General features: G+C 64.2%; 14 protein-coding genes. 7 read left to right on the top strand and 7 right to left on the bottom strand.

The annotated features are described in order from the left end of the window. Positions 1-270 precede the first annotated feature (270 nt). Together AC07X9_RS08800 and AC07X9_RS08795 are read right to left on the bottom strand one after the other, a co-directional pair. On the bottom strand, positions 271-711 hold the full coding sequence (locus tag AC07X9_RS08800) for a hypothetical protein (protein ID WP_086485745.1): 441 nt from the start codon (positions 709-711) through the stop codon (positions 271-273). A gap of 77 nt (positions 712-788) precedes the next feature. Beyond that, positions 789-1,076 carry a hypothetical protein gene (locus AC07X9_RS08795; RefSeq protein ID WP_086485744.1) on the bottom strand — a complete coding sequence of 96 codons (288 nt, stop codon included), beginning with the start codon at positions 1,074-1,076 and terminating at the stop codon, positions 789-791. Positions 1,077-1,174: 98 nt separating this feature from the next. Between AC07X9_RS08795 and istA the strand changes: the two genes are divergently transcribed. The 3 genes from istA to AC07X9_RS08780 all read left to right on the top strand — a co-directional run bounded on the left by istA (position 1,175) and on the right by AC07X9_RS08780 (position 5,029). Beyond that, a complete protein-coding gene (gene istA / locus AC07X9_RS08790) occupies positions 1,175-2,689 on the top strand; it encodes an IS21 family transposase (protein WP_021238707.1) in 1,515 nt (504 codons plus the stop codon). Beyond that, positions 2,676-3,404 carry an IS21-like element helper ATPase IstB gene (gene istB, locus AC07X9_RS08785; protein WP_031304487.1) on the top strand — a complete coding sequence of 243 codons (729 nt, stop codon included), beginning with the start codon at positions 2,676-2,678 and terminating at the stop codon, positions 3,402-3,404. Before istA ends, istB begins: the two co-directional genes overlap by 14 nt. A gap of 401 nt (positions 3,405-3,805) precedes the next feature. After that, positions 3,806-5,029, top strand: a complete 1,224-nt coding sequence (locus AC07X9_RS08780) for an IS256 family transposase (protein ID WP_026002694.1) — start codon at positions 3,806-3,808, stop codon at positions 5,027-5,029. Positions 5,030-5,439: 410 nt separating this feature from the next. Here the strand turns inward: AC07X9_RS08780 and AC07X9_RS08775 are convergent, their stop codons facing one another. The 5 genes from AC07X9_RS08775 to AC07X9_RS08755 form a co-directional block, all read right to left on the bottom strand. Then, on the bottom strand, positions 5,440-5,793 hold the full coding sequence (locus tag AC07X9_RS08775; RefSeq protein WP_017182727.1) for a YbaN family protein: 354 nt from the start codon (positions 5,791-5,793) through the stop codon (positions 5,440-5,442). Positions 5,794-5,961: 168 nt separating this feature from the next. After that, positions 5,962-7,266, bottom strand: coding sequence for a sensor histidine kinase (locus tag AC07X9_RS08770; RefSeq protein ID WP_017182726.1), 1,305 nt, complete (start codon positions 7,264-7,266; stop codon positions 5,962-5,964). A 184-nt stretch (positions 7,267-7,450) separates the two neighbouring features. Further along, positions 7,451-8,116 (bottom strand): response regulator transcription factor, encoded by a 666-nt coding sequence (locus AC07X9_RS08765; RefSeq protein ID WP_006953141.1) that lies wholly within the window; start codon positions 8,114-8,116, stop codon positions 7,451-7,453. Between the two features lie 34 nt (positions 8,117-8,150). After that, the gene (locus AC07X9_RS08760) at positions 8,151-8,489 is read right to left on the bottom strand and encodes a hypothetical protein (RefSeq protein WP_017182725.1); all 339 of its coding nucleotides are present in this window, start codon (positions 8,487-8,489) and stop codon (positions 8,151-8,153) included. A 93-nt stretch (positions 8,490-8,582) separates the two neighbouring features. Then, positions 8,583-9,311: an SIMPL domain-containing protein gene (locus AC07X9_RS08755; RefSeq protein ID WP_017182724.1), complete on the bottom strand. Its 729-nt coding sequence runs from the start codon at positions 9,309-9,311 to the stop codon at positions 8,583-8,585. Between the two features lie 178 nt (positions 9,312-9,489). Here AC07X9_RS08755 and AC07X9_RS08750 point away from each other — a divergent pair, with 178 nt between their 5' ends. From AC07X9_RS08750 to AC07X9_RS08735, 4 genes are all read left to right on the top strand, one after another. Beyond that, positions 9,490-11,352: an ABC-F family ATP-binding cassette domain-containing protein gene (locus tag AC07X9_RS08750; RefSeq protein ID WP_017182723.1), complete on the top strand. Its 1,863-nt coding sequence runs from the start codon at positions 9,490-9,492 to the stop codon at positions 11,350-11,352. Positions 11,353-11,495: 143 nt separating this feature from the next. Further along, positions 11,496-12,203: a VIT1/CCC1 transporter family protein gene (locus tag AC07X9_RS08745; protein WP_086485743.1), complete on the top strand. Its 708-nt coding sequence runs from the start codon at positions 11,496-11,498 to the stop codon at positions 12,201-12,203. Positions 12,204-12,240: 37 nt separating this feature from the next. Next, positions 12,241-12,786 carry a glutathione peroxidase gene (locus AC07X9_RS08740; protein WP_017182721.1) on the top strand — a complete coding sequence of 182 codons (546 nt, stop codon included), beginning with the start codon at positions 12,241-12,243 and terminating at the stop codon, positions 12,784-12,786. A gap of 2 nt (positions 12,787-12,788) precedes the next feature. Then, positions 12,789-14,096, top strand: a complete 1,308-nt coding sequence (locus tag AC07X9_RS08735; protein WP_017182720.1) for a M20/M25/M40 family metallo-hydrolase — start codon at positions 12,789-12,791, stop codon at positions 14,094-14,096. Positions 14,097-14,160: the final 64 nt, after the last annotated feature.

Raw genomic sequence — 14,160 nt, 5'->3', positions numbered from 1 at the left:
TTAACTTCGCATATTTCCCGGTGATCGTGATATTTTCGTGCGTGCTTCGGGCAGAATGTTGCGCGGGCCGGTGGTTGGGCGCGGCGCGGAACTTCGCAAACTTCGCCCATGTCGCGCATGGGGGATTTGCGCGGGCGTGCTGGGGTGGACGATGGGAAAGAGCCGGGCGCGAGTGTAGCAGGGGGCGGGGGTGTAGGACAGGTGGGGGTAGGTGCCGGCTGGGGCCGTATGGCGACATTCGGCTTTCGCTAAAAAAAGCGAAAACCGACTTTAATCCCCCATCAAAATGGCTTCCTCGATCTGATTATCCATTAGCTGGGCGATGCTGACGCGGAATGCGTCGAGATTGGGGTAGTTCGTCTGGAACATACCGCGTGCTCGGTTATGAGGTTTGTGGTCGTCCGCCACCTCAAACCGCATCACCAAATTCCCGCGTTTATCAGCGGGCGAGATTTCAAACCGCAGGATGAGGTCGTTGCCTTGCTGCATTTCAAAGCCCCATTGTGCAACTACGGGACTATCTTCCTTAATCGGATACACGCTCAGCGCCTCGCCAAACTCCTTGACGTCCTGCCATTGAACCCAAAAGCCGCCGGTTCCTGAAAAATCATCTGTCACGACTGACACAGAAAGACGACCGAAGTCATCTCGAGTCTTTTTCGGATCAAAGAAGCTAGAGTCGTACTGATATTTGAGTGTGATCTTGTTCATCACGGCACTTTATGGAAGCGAATGCATGTCCGCTACGTAGAAATCACAGGCCTGCCCGCAATGGCGATTTCTGGTCGTTAGCTGATGCTGCTACCTTCATGGCGGCGTGATCTCCACTCCTGCATCGCAATCAGCGTGATCGCCAAAAGGCAGGTGACGCGCCAATTGCTTGGAAGATCGATAAACAGCAACACGGCTGGCGCTAGGGTAGCAATGAAGGAACTGCTGTCGATGCGAGCTGACCGTCGCGCTTGAAGCGCGAGATAGGTCGCGATCCCGAAGCCCAGCAAGGAAAGAAGCGCATAGCAAATCGTGTAGACGATGTGCGACAGGCCGACATAGCGAGCGTGAGGATCAGCGTGCAATAGGCACCCCCTTCGTGGGGTGATCGGCGTGCAAAAAGGACCCCTTCATCCCGGGGATTTAGTCGGCCGACTGGTTTTGATCAGTTGGCGAGAACGGGATGTTGATCGTGGAGACAGTGGTTCGGATTCGGCGTGAGCATGCAGCGGGTAAGGCGATCAAGGCGATCGCTCGTGACCTTCGTTTGTCGCGGAAGGTCGTCCGCAAAGCGATCCGGTCGCCGGAGGCGGCGTTCAACTATCAGCGCAAAGTCCAGCCGCTGCCGCGGATCGGTCCTTATCAGGATCGTCTCGATGCGCTGCTTGAGGAGAACGAAGGTCGCGGCCGCCGCGATCGGCTACGGATGACGCGTATCCATGACCTGCTGGTGCGCGAGGGGTTCGATGGATCCTATGATGCGGTGCGCCGCTATGCGGCGCGCTGGCGTGCTGCGCGGCGGAAGGATGCTGGCGAAGGCGCACCGGCGTTCATCCCGATGACCTTCCAGCCGGGTGAGGCCTACCAGTTCGACTGGAGCCACGAGGATGTGGAGATCGCCGGCAAGCCGATGCGGGTGAAGGTGGCGCATATGCGTCTCTGCGACTCGCGCGCACCCTATGTCCGGGCCTATCCGCGCGAGGGCCAGGAGATGCTGTTCGATGCCCATGCCCGGGCGTTCGCGTTCTTCGGCGGTGTGCCGCGACGCGGTATCTACGATAATATGAAGACGGCGGTGACGGCCGTGTTCACCGGCAAGGAGCGTGTGTTCAACCGCCGCTTCCTGATCATGACCGATCATTACATGGTCGAGCCGACCGCCTGCTCGCCGGCGGCGGGATGGGAGAAGGGCCAGGTCGAGCAGCAGGTCCAGACAATCCGAGGCCGCTTCTTCCAGCCGCGGCTCCGGTTCGCCAGCCTGGCCGAGCTCAACGGGTGGCTGGAGGCCGAGTGCCGGCGCTGGGCCGAGCATCATGCCCATCCCGAACGCGGGGATATTACCGTCGCCGAGGCGCTGGATATGGAGCGACCGGCCCTGCAGCCGATCCTGGCACCGTTCGACGGCTTCCATGAGAGCGAGCATGCCGTCACCGGCACCTGCCTCATCAGCTTCGATCGCAACCGCTACTCGGTCATGTCGACGGCCGCACGCCGGACCGTTCAGGTGCGCTCCTATGCCGATCGCATCGTCATACGCTGCGGCGATGCGATCGTCGGGGAGCATGAGCGCCACTTCGGTCGGAACCGCACGATATACGATCCCTGGCATTATCTGCCGGTCCTCGCGCACAAGCCCGGCGCGCTGCGTAACGGCGCACCGTTCCAGGACTGGGATCTGCCGCCCGCCCTGCACCGATTACGGCGAAGGCTCGGCACCGGGGACGAGGCCGATCGCAGGTTCGTGCGGGTCCTCTCGGCGGTGCTCACCGATGGCCTGGAGCCGGTAGAGGCTGCCGTGCGCGAAGCGTTGGCGAACGGAACGGCCAGCGACGAGCTGATCCTCAACATCCTCTCCCGGCGCCGCGAGCCGGCGACACCCCACAGCATCGTCACTTCGGAAGACCGGATGCTGCAGCATCCTCCGCTCGCCGACTGTGCCCGCTATGATCTGCTGCGAGGCTATGATGCAGCGGCATGATATGATCGACACGATGCGCGGCCTCGGACTCAAGGGCATGGCGGCGGCGTTCGACGAGGCGGTCACCACCGGCCTCCAGCGCAAGCGCACCACCATGGAGATACTGACCGACCTGCTCCGTGCTGAGGCGACCCACCGGGATGCAGCCTCCATCCGCTATCGGATGACGGCTGCGAGGCTGCCCGTGGTGAAGGACCTGGAGCGGTTCAGCTTCGAGGGCACACCGATCAATGAGGAGATGATCCGCTCCCTTCACGATGGCTCCTTCCTCCCGCCTCGCCGCAATATCGTGCTGGTCGGCGGCACGGGGACAGGCAAGACCCACCTCGCCATCGCGATCACCGCCAATGTCGTGCGAAGGGGCGCTCGCGCCCGCTACTTCAACACCGTCGATCTGGTGACACGCCTCGAAGAGGAGACCCGGATCGGCAAAGGCGGGACCCTGGCGGCGCAGCTGTCGCGGCTCGACCTGATCGTTCTCGACGAGCTCGGTTATCTGCCGTTCGCCCGCTCGGGAGGGCAGTTGCTGTTCCACCTCATCAGCAAGCTTTATGAGCGGACCAGCGTCATCATCACCACGAACCTCGCCTTCGGCGAATGGCCGACCGTGTTCGGCGATCCCAAGATGACCACGGCGCTGCTCGACCGCGTCACCCACCACTGCGATATCGTCGAGACGGGCAACGACAGCTGGCGCTTCAAAAACCGCAGCTGACAGCCACCTTCGGCGCCTTCAAAAATCTATCTTGCGCTGCGCGCGCCTCCGGTCGGGCTACGCCCGCCCTCCGCCGCACGCAGCGCAAGGCCATCTTCAACAAACCAGCATCATATTATCTGAAAAGGGGGTCCCTCTTCGACGCCGATCGGGGGTCCCTTTTGAACGCCGTTTGACAGCGAGCGAAGGCGCTGGCTGCGCTAAGCAGGCCTAGCATCAGCCATATGTCGCGCGAAGGTCTGAGGACGCTCATAGATGTAACCTAGCGATTGGCGGAATGTCCGCAATCGGGAACAACCGACCGCCGTCTCTTCTCGATAGGGTGACACCCCTCCACCACTTCGGGGACTGTCAGGAATTTCGTGTGCGGCGAGGCATAATGGGCAACAAGGAGACCCAATATGTCACGACGGAAAGAACCCTCAATACCGAACGCCATTCTCGATCAGTTGCTGGCCGGCACTGACGCGGCAGCGGCACTCAGCCAAGGCGGCCTGCTCGATTCTTTGAAGAAGGCTTTTGCCGAACGCGCCCTCAACGCGGAGATGGATCACCATCTTGGCCAGGAGGAGCAAGGGAACAACAGCCGGAACGGCTATGGCCGCAAGACGGTGACGACCGACGGTGGACGGATCGAGATCGAGGTTCCGCGTGATCGAGCGGGCAGCTTCGATCCTCAACTGATCGCCAAGTATCAGCGTCGCTTTCCCGGCTTCGATGACAAGATCATCTCGATGTATGCGCGCGGCATGAGCACCCGTGAGATCACCGGGCATCTGCGCGAACTATACGGCATAGAGGCCTCGCCCGACCTGATCAGCACGATCACCGACGCTGTGCTGGAGGAGGTTGCGGCCTGGCAGCAGCGGCCTCTGGACCCAGCCTATCCGTTGGTTTTCTTCGATGCGATCCGGGTCAAGATCCGCGACGAGGGGATGGTCCGCAATAAGGCGATCCATATTGCCCTGGGCGTCATGGCCGACGGCACCAAGGTGGTCCTTGGGCTATGGCTGGAGCAGAATGAAGGCGCCAAATTCTGGCTGCGCGTCATGAACGAACTGCGCAATCGCGGCGTCGAGGATATCATGCTGGCCGTCGTCGATGGCCTCAAGGGCTTTCCCGATGCCATCACCGCCGTCTTCCCCGAAGCGATGGTCCAGACCTGCATCGTCCATCTCCTGAGGAACTCGATGGATTTCGTGGCATGGAAGGATCGCAAGGCGCTCGGAACAGCCCTGAAGGCCATCTATCGTGCCGTCGATGCCGCAGCCGCCGAGGAGGCGCTGACCGCCTTCGAAGCCAGCTTCTGGGGCCAGCGCTATCCCGCTATCGGCCAGAGCTGGCGCCGGGCATGGCCTGAGGTCATCCCATTTTTCGCCTTCCCCGACGAGGTCAGGCGGATCGTCTATACGACCAATTCAATCGAGGCCCTCAATTCCAAGCTCCGCCGCGCTGTCCGGGCGCGGGGCCATTTCCCCAACGATGAGGCGGCGACAAAGCTGCTCTATCTGATCTTGAACCGATCGGAGAAAGAGTGGAAAATGCCACCGCGTGAGTGGAACATGGCGAAGGCGCAATTTGCCGTGCTCTTCGGCGAACGTTTCATCAGGGCCATGACGGCCTGATGGTCAACCGCCTCGCCGCACACGAAATTCCTGACAGTCCCCCACTTCGTGGTCCCCCTCCCCTTGCAGGGGAGGAGTTTATTGTCGCTCTTCTTGGGTCATGGCGGACCCTGCGCCGGTCGGAAGGTGACGAAGGTGGGTTTGGCAGCCTCTCGGCATATGCGCGCCGCCTGCGTCGGTCCCCCTCATCCAACTTCGCCTAACCTCACTGCGTTCGGTAAGGCTGCGTATCCTTCTCCCCCGTGGGGAGAAGGGAGGGGGCTGCTGTCAATCGTCGTCGTCATCCTGACGGATGGCAGGATCCATTGGCTCTGCCCTCGCGCGCAATCGCTAGCCTTGCGTGAATGGATCCCGGATCAAGTCCGGGATGACGGGGTGAGGGGTGTCTGGCGTTCTTTTGCCGATGCCCCTCACGCCTCCGGGCGGGTCCAGATCCAGGTGCCGCCGATCAGGGCGGCGGTGAGGGGGAGGAGGTACCAGGGCCAGGGGGAGAGGAAGAGGGCGAGGGTGGCGCTGAAGGCGAAGGCGGCGAGCGCGGCTTTCTTGCCGCGGCGGCTGATCGCGCCGCGTTCCCGCCAGCTGCGAATATGGGGGCCGAAAATCCGGTGGTCGAGCAGCCTGGCCTCCAGCGCGGGGCTGGAGCGGGCGAAGCAGAAGGCGGCGAGGATCATGAAGGGGACGGTGGGCAGCAGCGGCAGGAAGGCGCCGATGGTGCCCAGGCCCAGCGAGGCGAAACCGGCGATGAGGTAGAGGTGCCGCCGCATGGGGTTCCTGTTCTGGCCGGGGTGGATGATGCGTGCGATGCTATTGCTTCGCAGGGGCTGGGGTGGATGGCAAGGGTGACGTTGGCGTCCCGCCCCCTCTTCCAACTTCGCCTAAGCCGCTTCGCGGCCAAGGCTTCGTGTCCATCTCCCCCGTGGGGAGAAGGGGTTTTAGGCGGCGGGGAGTCTTAGACGCACGAGGAGGCCGCCCAGATCCTCGCTTTCTTCGAGGGTGACGGTGCCGCCGTAGATTTCCGCGACGTCGCGGACGATGGCGAGGCCAAGGCCGGTGCCGGGCTTGCCGGAATCGAGGCGGACGCCGCGGTCGAAAATGCGGGTGCGTTCTTGCGCCGGGATGCCGTGGCCGTCATCCTCGACCAATATTTCGACCATGTCGCCCGCGCGCTGGACGGTCGCGAACACGCTGCCGCCACCATATTTGGCGGCGTTTTCGACGAGGTTGCCGAGCATTTCGTCGAGATCCTGCCGCTCTACCCGCACGGCGGCGTCCTTCGATCCGTCCATGTCGACGCGGACGTGGGAATAGAGGCGGGCGACGGCGCGTTCGACGGCGGTGAGGCTGGCCCAGACGTCGGCGCGGCTTTGCGCGGCACCCCGCCGACCGACGGCGCGGGCGCGGGCGAGGTGATGATCGACCTGCCGCCGCATCGTCGTGGCCTCGCGGATCACGGTTTCGCCAAGATCGGCCGACTGGGCCGTCGCCGCGTTCATGATGACGGTCAGCGGGGTCTTGAGCGCATGGGCGAGATTGCCCGCATGGGTGCGCGCTTCTTCCGCCTGCCGTTCATTGTGGGCGAGCAGGGCGTTGAGTTCCTCCACCATGGGCAGCACTTCGGCGGGCATGGGTTCGGTGACGCGGCTTTTAAGGCCATCGCGCATGCGGATGATTTCCAGCCGCACCTTGCGCAGGGGGCGCAGGCCATAGAGGGTCTGGAGCGTGGCCAGCACGAACAGGCCGAGCGCGAGCAGCGCGAAGCTTTGCACCAGCGTGGTGCGCAGCGTGCGGATCTGGGCATTCAGGCCCGCGCGCGCCTGCGCCACGATGAACATCCAGCGCGTGTTCGATCCGGGCAGGACAACGCTGCGTTCCATGATGCGCAAATCCTCGCCAGGGAATTGCTTGCTGTCATAAACGTGGAGGCGGCGGTCATGATGGTCGAAGGGCACCTTGATCGCGCGGTCCCAGAGCGAGCGGGAGCGCCAATCCTCATGCCCCTTCGCACTTACCTGATAATAGAGGCCGCTATTGGGTTCGAGGAAGCGCTGGTCGGCCAGTTCGCGGTTGAAGAGGACTTCGCCGTCCGGGCCGATTTCCGACGCGGCGATCATCGCCGTCAGCACATAATTCATGCCGTCGTCGAAATTGCGGGTGATGGCGTCCGACAGCACCCGGTCCAGCGCCACGCCGCCGCCGATCAGCAGCACGCTGATCCACAGCGCGGCAATGCCGATCATCCGGCGGCTGATGGAGCCGGTAGAGCGGACGGGGGGAGGGGTGATGGGATCGGTCATGCGTATCCCACTTTACCGTTCGCCCTGCGCGAAGTCGAAGGGGTCCGGTGAGCGGAGCGAAGTGCCTTCACTGCGTTCAGGTGAAGGCTTCGACTTCGCTCAGCCCGAACGGATGTCGGGTTTGGTATCAGCGCCCCGGCTCGTCCAGGCTGTAGCCCAGGCCGCGGATGGTGGTGATGACGTCGGCGCCCAGTTTTTTGCGGATGCGGGTGACGAACACTTCGATCGTGTTGGAATCGCGGTCGAAATCCTGATCGTAAATATGTTCGATCAATTCGGTGCGGCTGACCACCTTGCCCTTGTGATGGAGCAGGTAGGAGAGCAGTTTATATTCCTGCGCGGTGAGCTTTACCGGATCGCCGCTGAGCGTCACCTTGCCTGAGCGGGTGTCGAGGCGGACGTCGCCTGCGGTGAGTTCGCTCGACGCATTGCCCGATGCGCGGCGGATGAGCGCGCGCAGGCGGGCGATGAGTTCTTCGGACTGGAAGGGTTTGGCGAGATAGTCGTCCGCGCCCGCGTCCAGCCCCGCCACCTTGTCCGACCAGCTGTCGCGCGCGGTCAGCACCAGCACGGGAAAGGCGCGGCCTTCCTTGCGCCAGCGGTCCAGCACCGTCAGGCCGTCAATGGTCGGCAGGCCCAGGTCGAGCACGACCGCATCGTAATTTTCGGTGGAGCCAAGGAAATGCCCATCCTCGCCATCGGTGGCGAGGTCGACGGCATAGCCAGCACCCTCCAGCGTGTTCCTGAGCTGCTGGCCCAGACTTGGTTCATCCTCGACGATCAGCAGACGCATGGGCTGTTCCGTTTCTTTTCTGTGTCAGGCGCGGTCAGCGCGCCCAGCCGATGATATTGCCTGTCCGGCCGTCCGCATCAACCCACATGACCTTTCCGTCCTTCACATATTTGAGGCGATAGCGGTTGGAGGACGGGTCGAATTCGCTGCCGACATAGCTGGCCCCGTTCATCTGCGAATCGACGCGGCGCTTGATCATGGCAAAGGGCATGACCTGCCCGTCGAGCATGGCCCGGCGCGCGGCGTCCTGCTCGTCGCGGCGTCCTCCAGCGTCGGCGACCGGGACCAGTGCGATTGCGGCCCCCATGGCGATGATTCCGGCGATCAGGCTTTTGCGCATCATTGTCATGGGCATGGCATAGGCGACAGGCATTGAACAGGTGGTGAATGGGGGAGGGTGAGGTGTTTGCGCTATTTCATCCCCCCCCGGCGGGGGGGGGCGGCCGCCGGGGGAGGATTGAGGTTTTTACTTTTCCAGTGCGTATTGCACCGTGAGCGTAACTGATGCGCTGACCTGGCCGGGTTCGACCGGGGTGGCGGCGGCATCGGCCTTGAAGCGGGCGCTTTGCAGCATGGGCATGGGGGGCTGGCCGCCGCTGTTGCTTTCGGCGATGGAGAGGAGGCGGGCGGTGCGGTAGCCAGCGGCCTGGGCGTAGAAATCGGCCTGGGCCTTGGCGCTCTTGAGTGCCGCGCCGCGCGCCTGCGCCAGCATCGGCGCGGGATTGTCGATCGCGAAGGTCGGGCCGTTGATGTTGGTCGCGCCCGCGGCCACCATGGCGTCGAGCAGGGGGCCGACCTTCCTGATGTCGCGCAGTTTGACGCTGAGCTGGTTGGACGCTTCATAGCCGATGAAGCGCGGGCCGGCGGGTTCGCCGTCGCGCTGGTTATAATCATATTGCGCCGACAGGTTGATGCCGCTGGTCTGGATGTCCTTCTTGGCGATGCCGGCGCGGGAGAGGGTGGCGATCAGCTTTTCCGTCTTGGCGGCATTGTCCTGCATCGCCGCCTGCGCGGTAGGCGCGCGCGTCTGGACGCCGGTGCCCACGGTGGCGATGTCGGGCGAGCCCTCGACGCTTTCGGTGACGTTGAGGGTGACCACCGGCGCGGTTTCGGCAAGGGTCACGCTGGTCTGGGCGATGGCGGCCATCGGGAGCGACGAAGCGGCGAGCGCCATGATGGCGAGGGCGGATTTCATGAAGGGAACACTCCTGTTTGGATGCCGTAATGGTGGGACGGCTGCGATGAATGGACGCTGACATGCGTTGAAAGCCGTCAGACAGGTTGGGGTTCCGTGTCCTCCCCCATGTCGGTGACGCCTTGCGCCGGGGAGGATGTGCTTGCTCCATCGTGATCTTGCGACTAGCTGCACGGGCATGGCAGCACCTCTTCTTTCGTTCGAAAATCTTGGCCTTTCGCAGGGCAGCCACTGGCTGTTTCGGGGGATGGATATTCACGTCGGCGCGCGCGACCGGCTGGCGCTGATCGGGCGCAACGGCGTGGGCAAGACAACCCTGCTCAAGCTGCTGGGCGGTCAGATCGAGGCCGATGAGGGCGTGCGGTCGGTGCAGCCGGGCGCGCGGATCATCACGCTGGAGCAGGACCCGGACGTCAGCGCCTTTGCGACGCTGCATGATTTCGCGCTGGCGGGCGAATTTGCGCCGCCCGCCCATGAGGTCGAGGCGATTGCCGACCAGTTGGGGATCGACCTGTCGCGCGAGGCGAAAACGGCGAGCGGCGGCGAGCGGCGGCGGGCGGCGATCGCCCGCGCGCTGGCGAGCGAACCGGACCTGCTGTTGCTGGACGAACCGACCAACCATCTGGACATTGCGGCGATCGACTGGCTGGAAAACTGGCTGGCGCGCTATAATGGCGGCTTCATCGTCATCAGCCATGACCGCGCCTTCCTGACGCGGCTGACGCGCCAGACGCTGTGGCTGGACCGGGGGCAGATGCGCCGCAACGAGATCGGCTTTGGCGGTTTCGAACAGTGGATGGAGGCGGTCTATGCCGAAGAGGCGCGGGCGGCGGAGAAGCTGGACGCCAAGCTGAAGATCGAGGCGCACTGGCTGGAGCGGGGCGTCACCGCGCGGCGCAAGCGCAACCAGGGGCGGCTGGCCAAGCTGTGGGAAATGCGCGAGACGCGCGCGGCTATGAACGGGCCGCAGGGCGTGGCCAAGATCGCGGTGGCGAGCGACGACAGCAAGACCAAGAGCGTCATCAAGGTCGAACATGCGACCAAGCGTTTCCCCCGGTCTCCGTTCGCTTCGAGCGAAGTCGAGAAGCGGCAGAGCGACGGTGTCTCGACTTCGCTCGACACGAACGGAGCTGGTGAAAGGGTCATCATCGACAATCTGTCGCTGCGCGTGCAGCGCGGCGACCGGATCGGCATTGTCGGGGGCAATGGCGCGGGCAAGACGACGTTGCTGAAACTGCTGACCGGCGAATTGCAGCCCGACAGCGGGACGGTGAGCCAGGCCAAGACGCTGGACATGATCTTCATCGACCAGCAGCGCAGCCTGATGCAGGGCGACAAGACGGTCCGCGAAGTGCTGGCCGAGGGGGGCGACTGGATCGATGTGCGGGGCGTGCGCAAGCATGTCCATGGCTATCTCAAGGACTTTCTGTTCGATCCAAGCCTTGCCGAGGCGAAGGTGGGCACGCTGTCGGGCGGGGAGCGTTCGCGCCTGCTGTTCGCGCGCGAATTTGCGCGCGAATCCAACCTGCTGGTGCTGGACGAGCCGACCAACGACCTGGATCTGGAAACGCTCGACCTGTTGCAGGAAGTGATTGCCGATTATGACGGCACGGTGCTGATCGTCAGCCATGACCGCGACTTTCTGGACCGCACGGTGACGGTGACGCTGGGGCTGGACGGATCGGGCAAGGTCGATGTGATCGTGGGCGGCTATGCCGACTGGATCGCCAAGCGCGATCCGCGCAAGGCGGTCAAGGTCGAGAAGAAGGCCGCCTCCGCGCCTCCGCCGCCAAAGCCCGTGTCGGCGAAGCTGAGCTACAAGGACCAGCGCGACCTGGAACTGCTGCCCAAGCGGGTCGAGGAACTGGAGGCGGCGATCGCGCGGGACGAGGATATGCTGGCGGACCCGGCGCTTTACACCCGCGACCGCAAGCGGTTCGACGCGCTGACCGGCGCGATCGAAAAGGCGCGGGCCGAGAAAGAGGCGGCGGAAATGCGCTGGCTGGAACTGGCGGAGAAGGCCGAGGGTTTGGCGGGGTAGGCTGTCGTGCTCCCGCGCAGGCGGGAGCCTAGTCGATAGCGTGGGACTGGGCTCCCGCCTGCGCGGGAGCACGTATCATGGGACACTCGACTTCGCGCCAAACCAACGGCAGGGTGGAGTAGGATCGTAACGGGGGCTGACCAATGGACACGGCAATCGACCAGTCGCACCATGCCGTTCATTATGTGAATCGCGTCGGCTGGCTGCGCGCGACGGTGCTGGGGGCCAATGACGGGATCGTGTCCACCGCCAGCCTGATGACCGGGATCGCGGCGTCGGGGGCGGACGGGCAGACGATCCTGCTGACCGGCGTTGCCGCGCTGGTCGCGGGGGCGATGTCGATGGCGGCGGGGGAATATGTGTCCGTCAGCGCGCAGTCGGATACCGAACGCGCCGACCTGGCCAAGGAACGGCATGCATTGGCCGTGCAACCCGAACAGGAATGGGCGGAACTGCGCGACATTTATGTCGAGCGCGGCCTGACGTCCGACCTGGCGGGGCAAGTGGCACGACAGTTGATGGAGGCCGACGCGCTGGGCGCGCATGCCCGCGACGAGCTGGGCATTTCCGATATTGCGACGGCCCGTCCGGTGCAGGCGGCGCTGGCGTCGGCGGGCAGCTTTGCCATGGGGGCCGCGCCGCCGGTGGTGGTCGCGGCGATCGCGCCTGCCGGCAGCGCGATCATGGCGATTGTCTGCCTGAGCCTGCTGTGCCTGGCGCTGCTGGGCTATGTCGGCGCGCGGCTGGGCGGGGCGCAGGTGGTGCGATCAATGGGCCGGACCCTGTTGTGGGGCGCTCTGGCGATGGCGGTGACGGCGGGCGCGGGGCATCTGTTCGGGGCGGCGATATAGTGGCAAGGTCCACGCAAATTTCACAGGAGACGACGAGATGACGGACATTCAGCAGATCCCGCTCAAGACCATCAAGGGCGCGGACACGTCCCTCGCTGACTATGCGGGCAAGGTGGTGCTGGCGGTCAATGTCGCATCCAAATGCGGGCTGACGCCGCAATATGAAGGGCTGGAAAAGCTGTACGCCGACTATAAGGACAAGGGGCTGGTGGTCGCAGGCTTTCCCGCCAATGATTTCGGCGCGCAGGAACCGGGGACGAACGACGAGATCGCGACATTTTGCACCACCAATTTCGGCGTCGATTTCCCGATGTTCGAGAAGATCGTGGTCACCGGGCCGGACAAGCATCCGCTCTATGCCGCGCTGACCAGCGCCGTGCCGGAAGCGCAGGGCGAGGGCGATGCGTTTCGCGAGAAGCTGAAAGGCTATGGCATGACCCCCAATCCGGTGCCTGAAATACTGTGGAATTTCGAGAAGTTCCTGATCGCCAAGGATGGCAGCGTGGCTGCGCGTTTTGCGCCGACGACCGCGCCTGACGACGCGGCGCTGGTCGCGGCGATCGAGACGGAACTGGCCAAGTGAGAATGCGGGCAGGCCTGATCGCGGGGGCGATGCTGATGGCGGGGGCACCCGCCGGGGCGGCGCTGTCGCCCGCCGAACGCACGATCAGCACCAGCGTGGAGGCGGGCTATGAACCCGCGATCGGCCTGCTCGAAAAACTGGTGAACCAGAATAGCGGTTCGATGAACCTGGCCGGGGTGAAGGCCGTGGCCGACATGCTGCGGCCTGAGTTCGAGAGGCTGGGCTTTGCCGTGACATGGCAGCCGATGGATGCGGCCAAGCGGGCCGGGCATCTGATCGCGGTGCATAAGGGACGGGCCGGGACCACGAAGATGCTGCTGATCGGGCATCTCGATACTGTGTTCGAGCCGGACTCGCCGTTTCAGACGTTCGAGCGCAAAGGCGATCTGGCGCGCGGGCCGGGCGTGGCGGACGACAAGGGCGGGGTCGTCACGATGCTGCTGGCATTGAAGGCGATGCAGGCGGCCGGCACGCTGAAGGGCGCGAATATCGAGGTGGTGCTGACCGGCGACGAGGAGGATTCGGGCGATCCGATCAGCATCGCGCGGGCCGACCTGATTGCCGCTGGCAAGCGCGCCGATGTGGCGCTGGATTTCGAGGGGCTGTCCCAGGAGGACGGCAAGGATATGGGGTCGATCGCGCGCCGATCCTCCAACAGCTGGACGCTGACCGCGAGCGGAAAGTCGGGGCATAGTTCGGGGATTTTTTCCGCCAGCGCGGGCGATGGCGCGATCTATGAACTGGCGCGGATCATCGTGGCGTTTCGCAAGGAACTGCCCGAACCCAATCTGACCTTCAATGTCGGGCTGATCGGCGGCGGGCAGAGCGCCGATGTGGACAAGGACGGCGTGCGGATCGCGGTGACCGGCAAGACCAACATCATCCCGCCGATTGCGGTGGCCAAGGGCGATTTCCGTACGCTGAGCGAAGAGCAGACGGCGCGGGTGCGCGCGAAGATGGAAGCGATCGTCGGGGCGGGGCATCTGCCGGGCACATCGGCGCGCATTGCATTCGACATGGGCTATCCGTCGATGGCGCCCACGGCGGGCAATCGCGCGCTGCTGGCGCGGTTGAACCGGGTCAATGCCGATCTGGGGCTGGCGCAGATGCCAGAACTCGATCCGCTGAAGCGCGGCGCGGGCGACATCAGCTTCGTCGCGCAGGATACGGACGGGCTGGTGGGGCTGGGCGTGACATCGACGGGCGATCACAGCCCGGCGGAACAGGCCGACCTGTCGAGCATGAAACGCCAGGCCAAGCGCGCGGCGATATTGATGAGCCGGCTGGCAGGGGAAAAGGGGCGGAAATAGGGGGCATGGCATAGTTGAGCAGCGTGTTCCCGCGCAGGCGGGAACCCAGGCCCGCCGTCCGAAC

Source organism: Sphingobium sp. GW456-12-10-14-TSB1, assembly GCF_059424385.1.
This window is presented reverse-complemented; position numbering and strand designations above follow the sequence as displayed.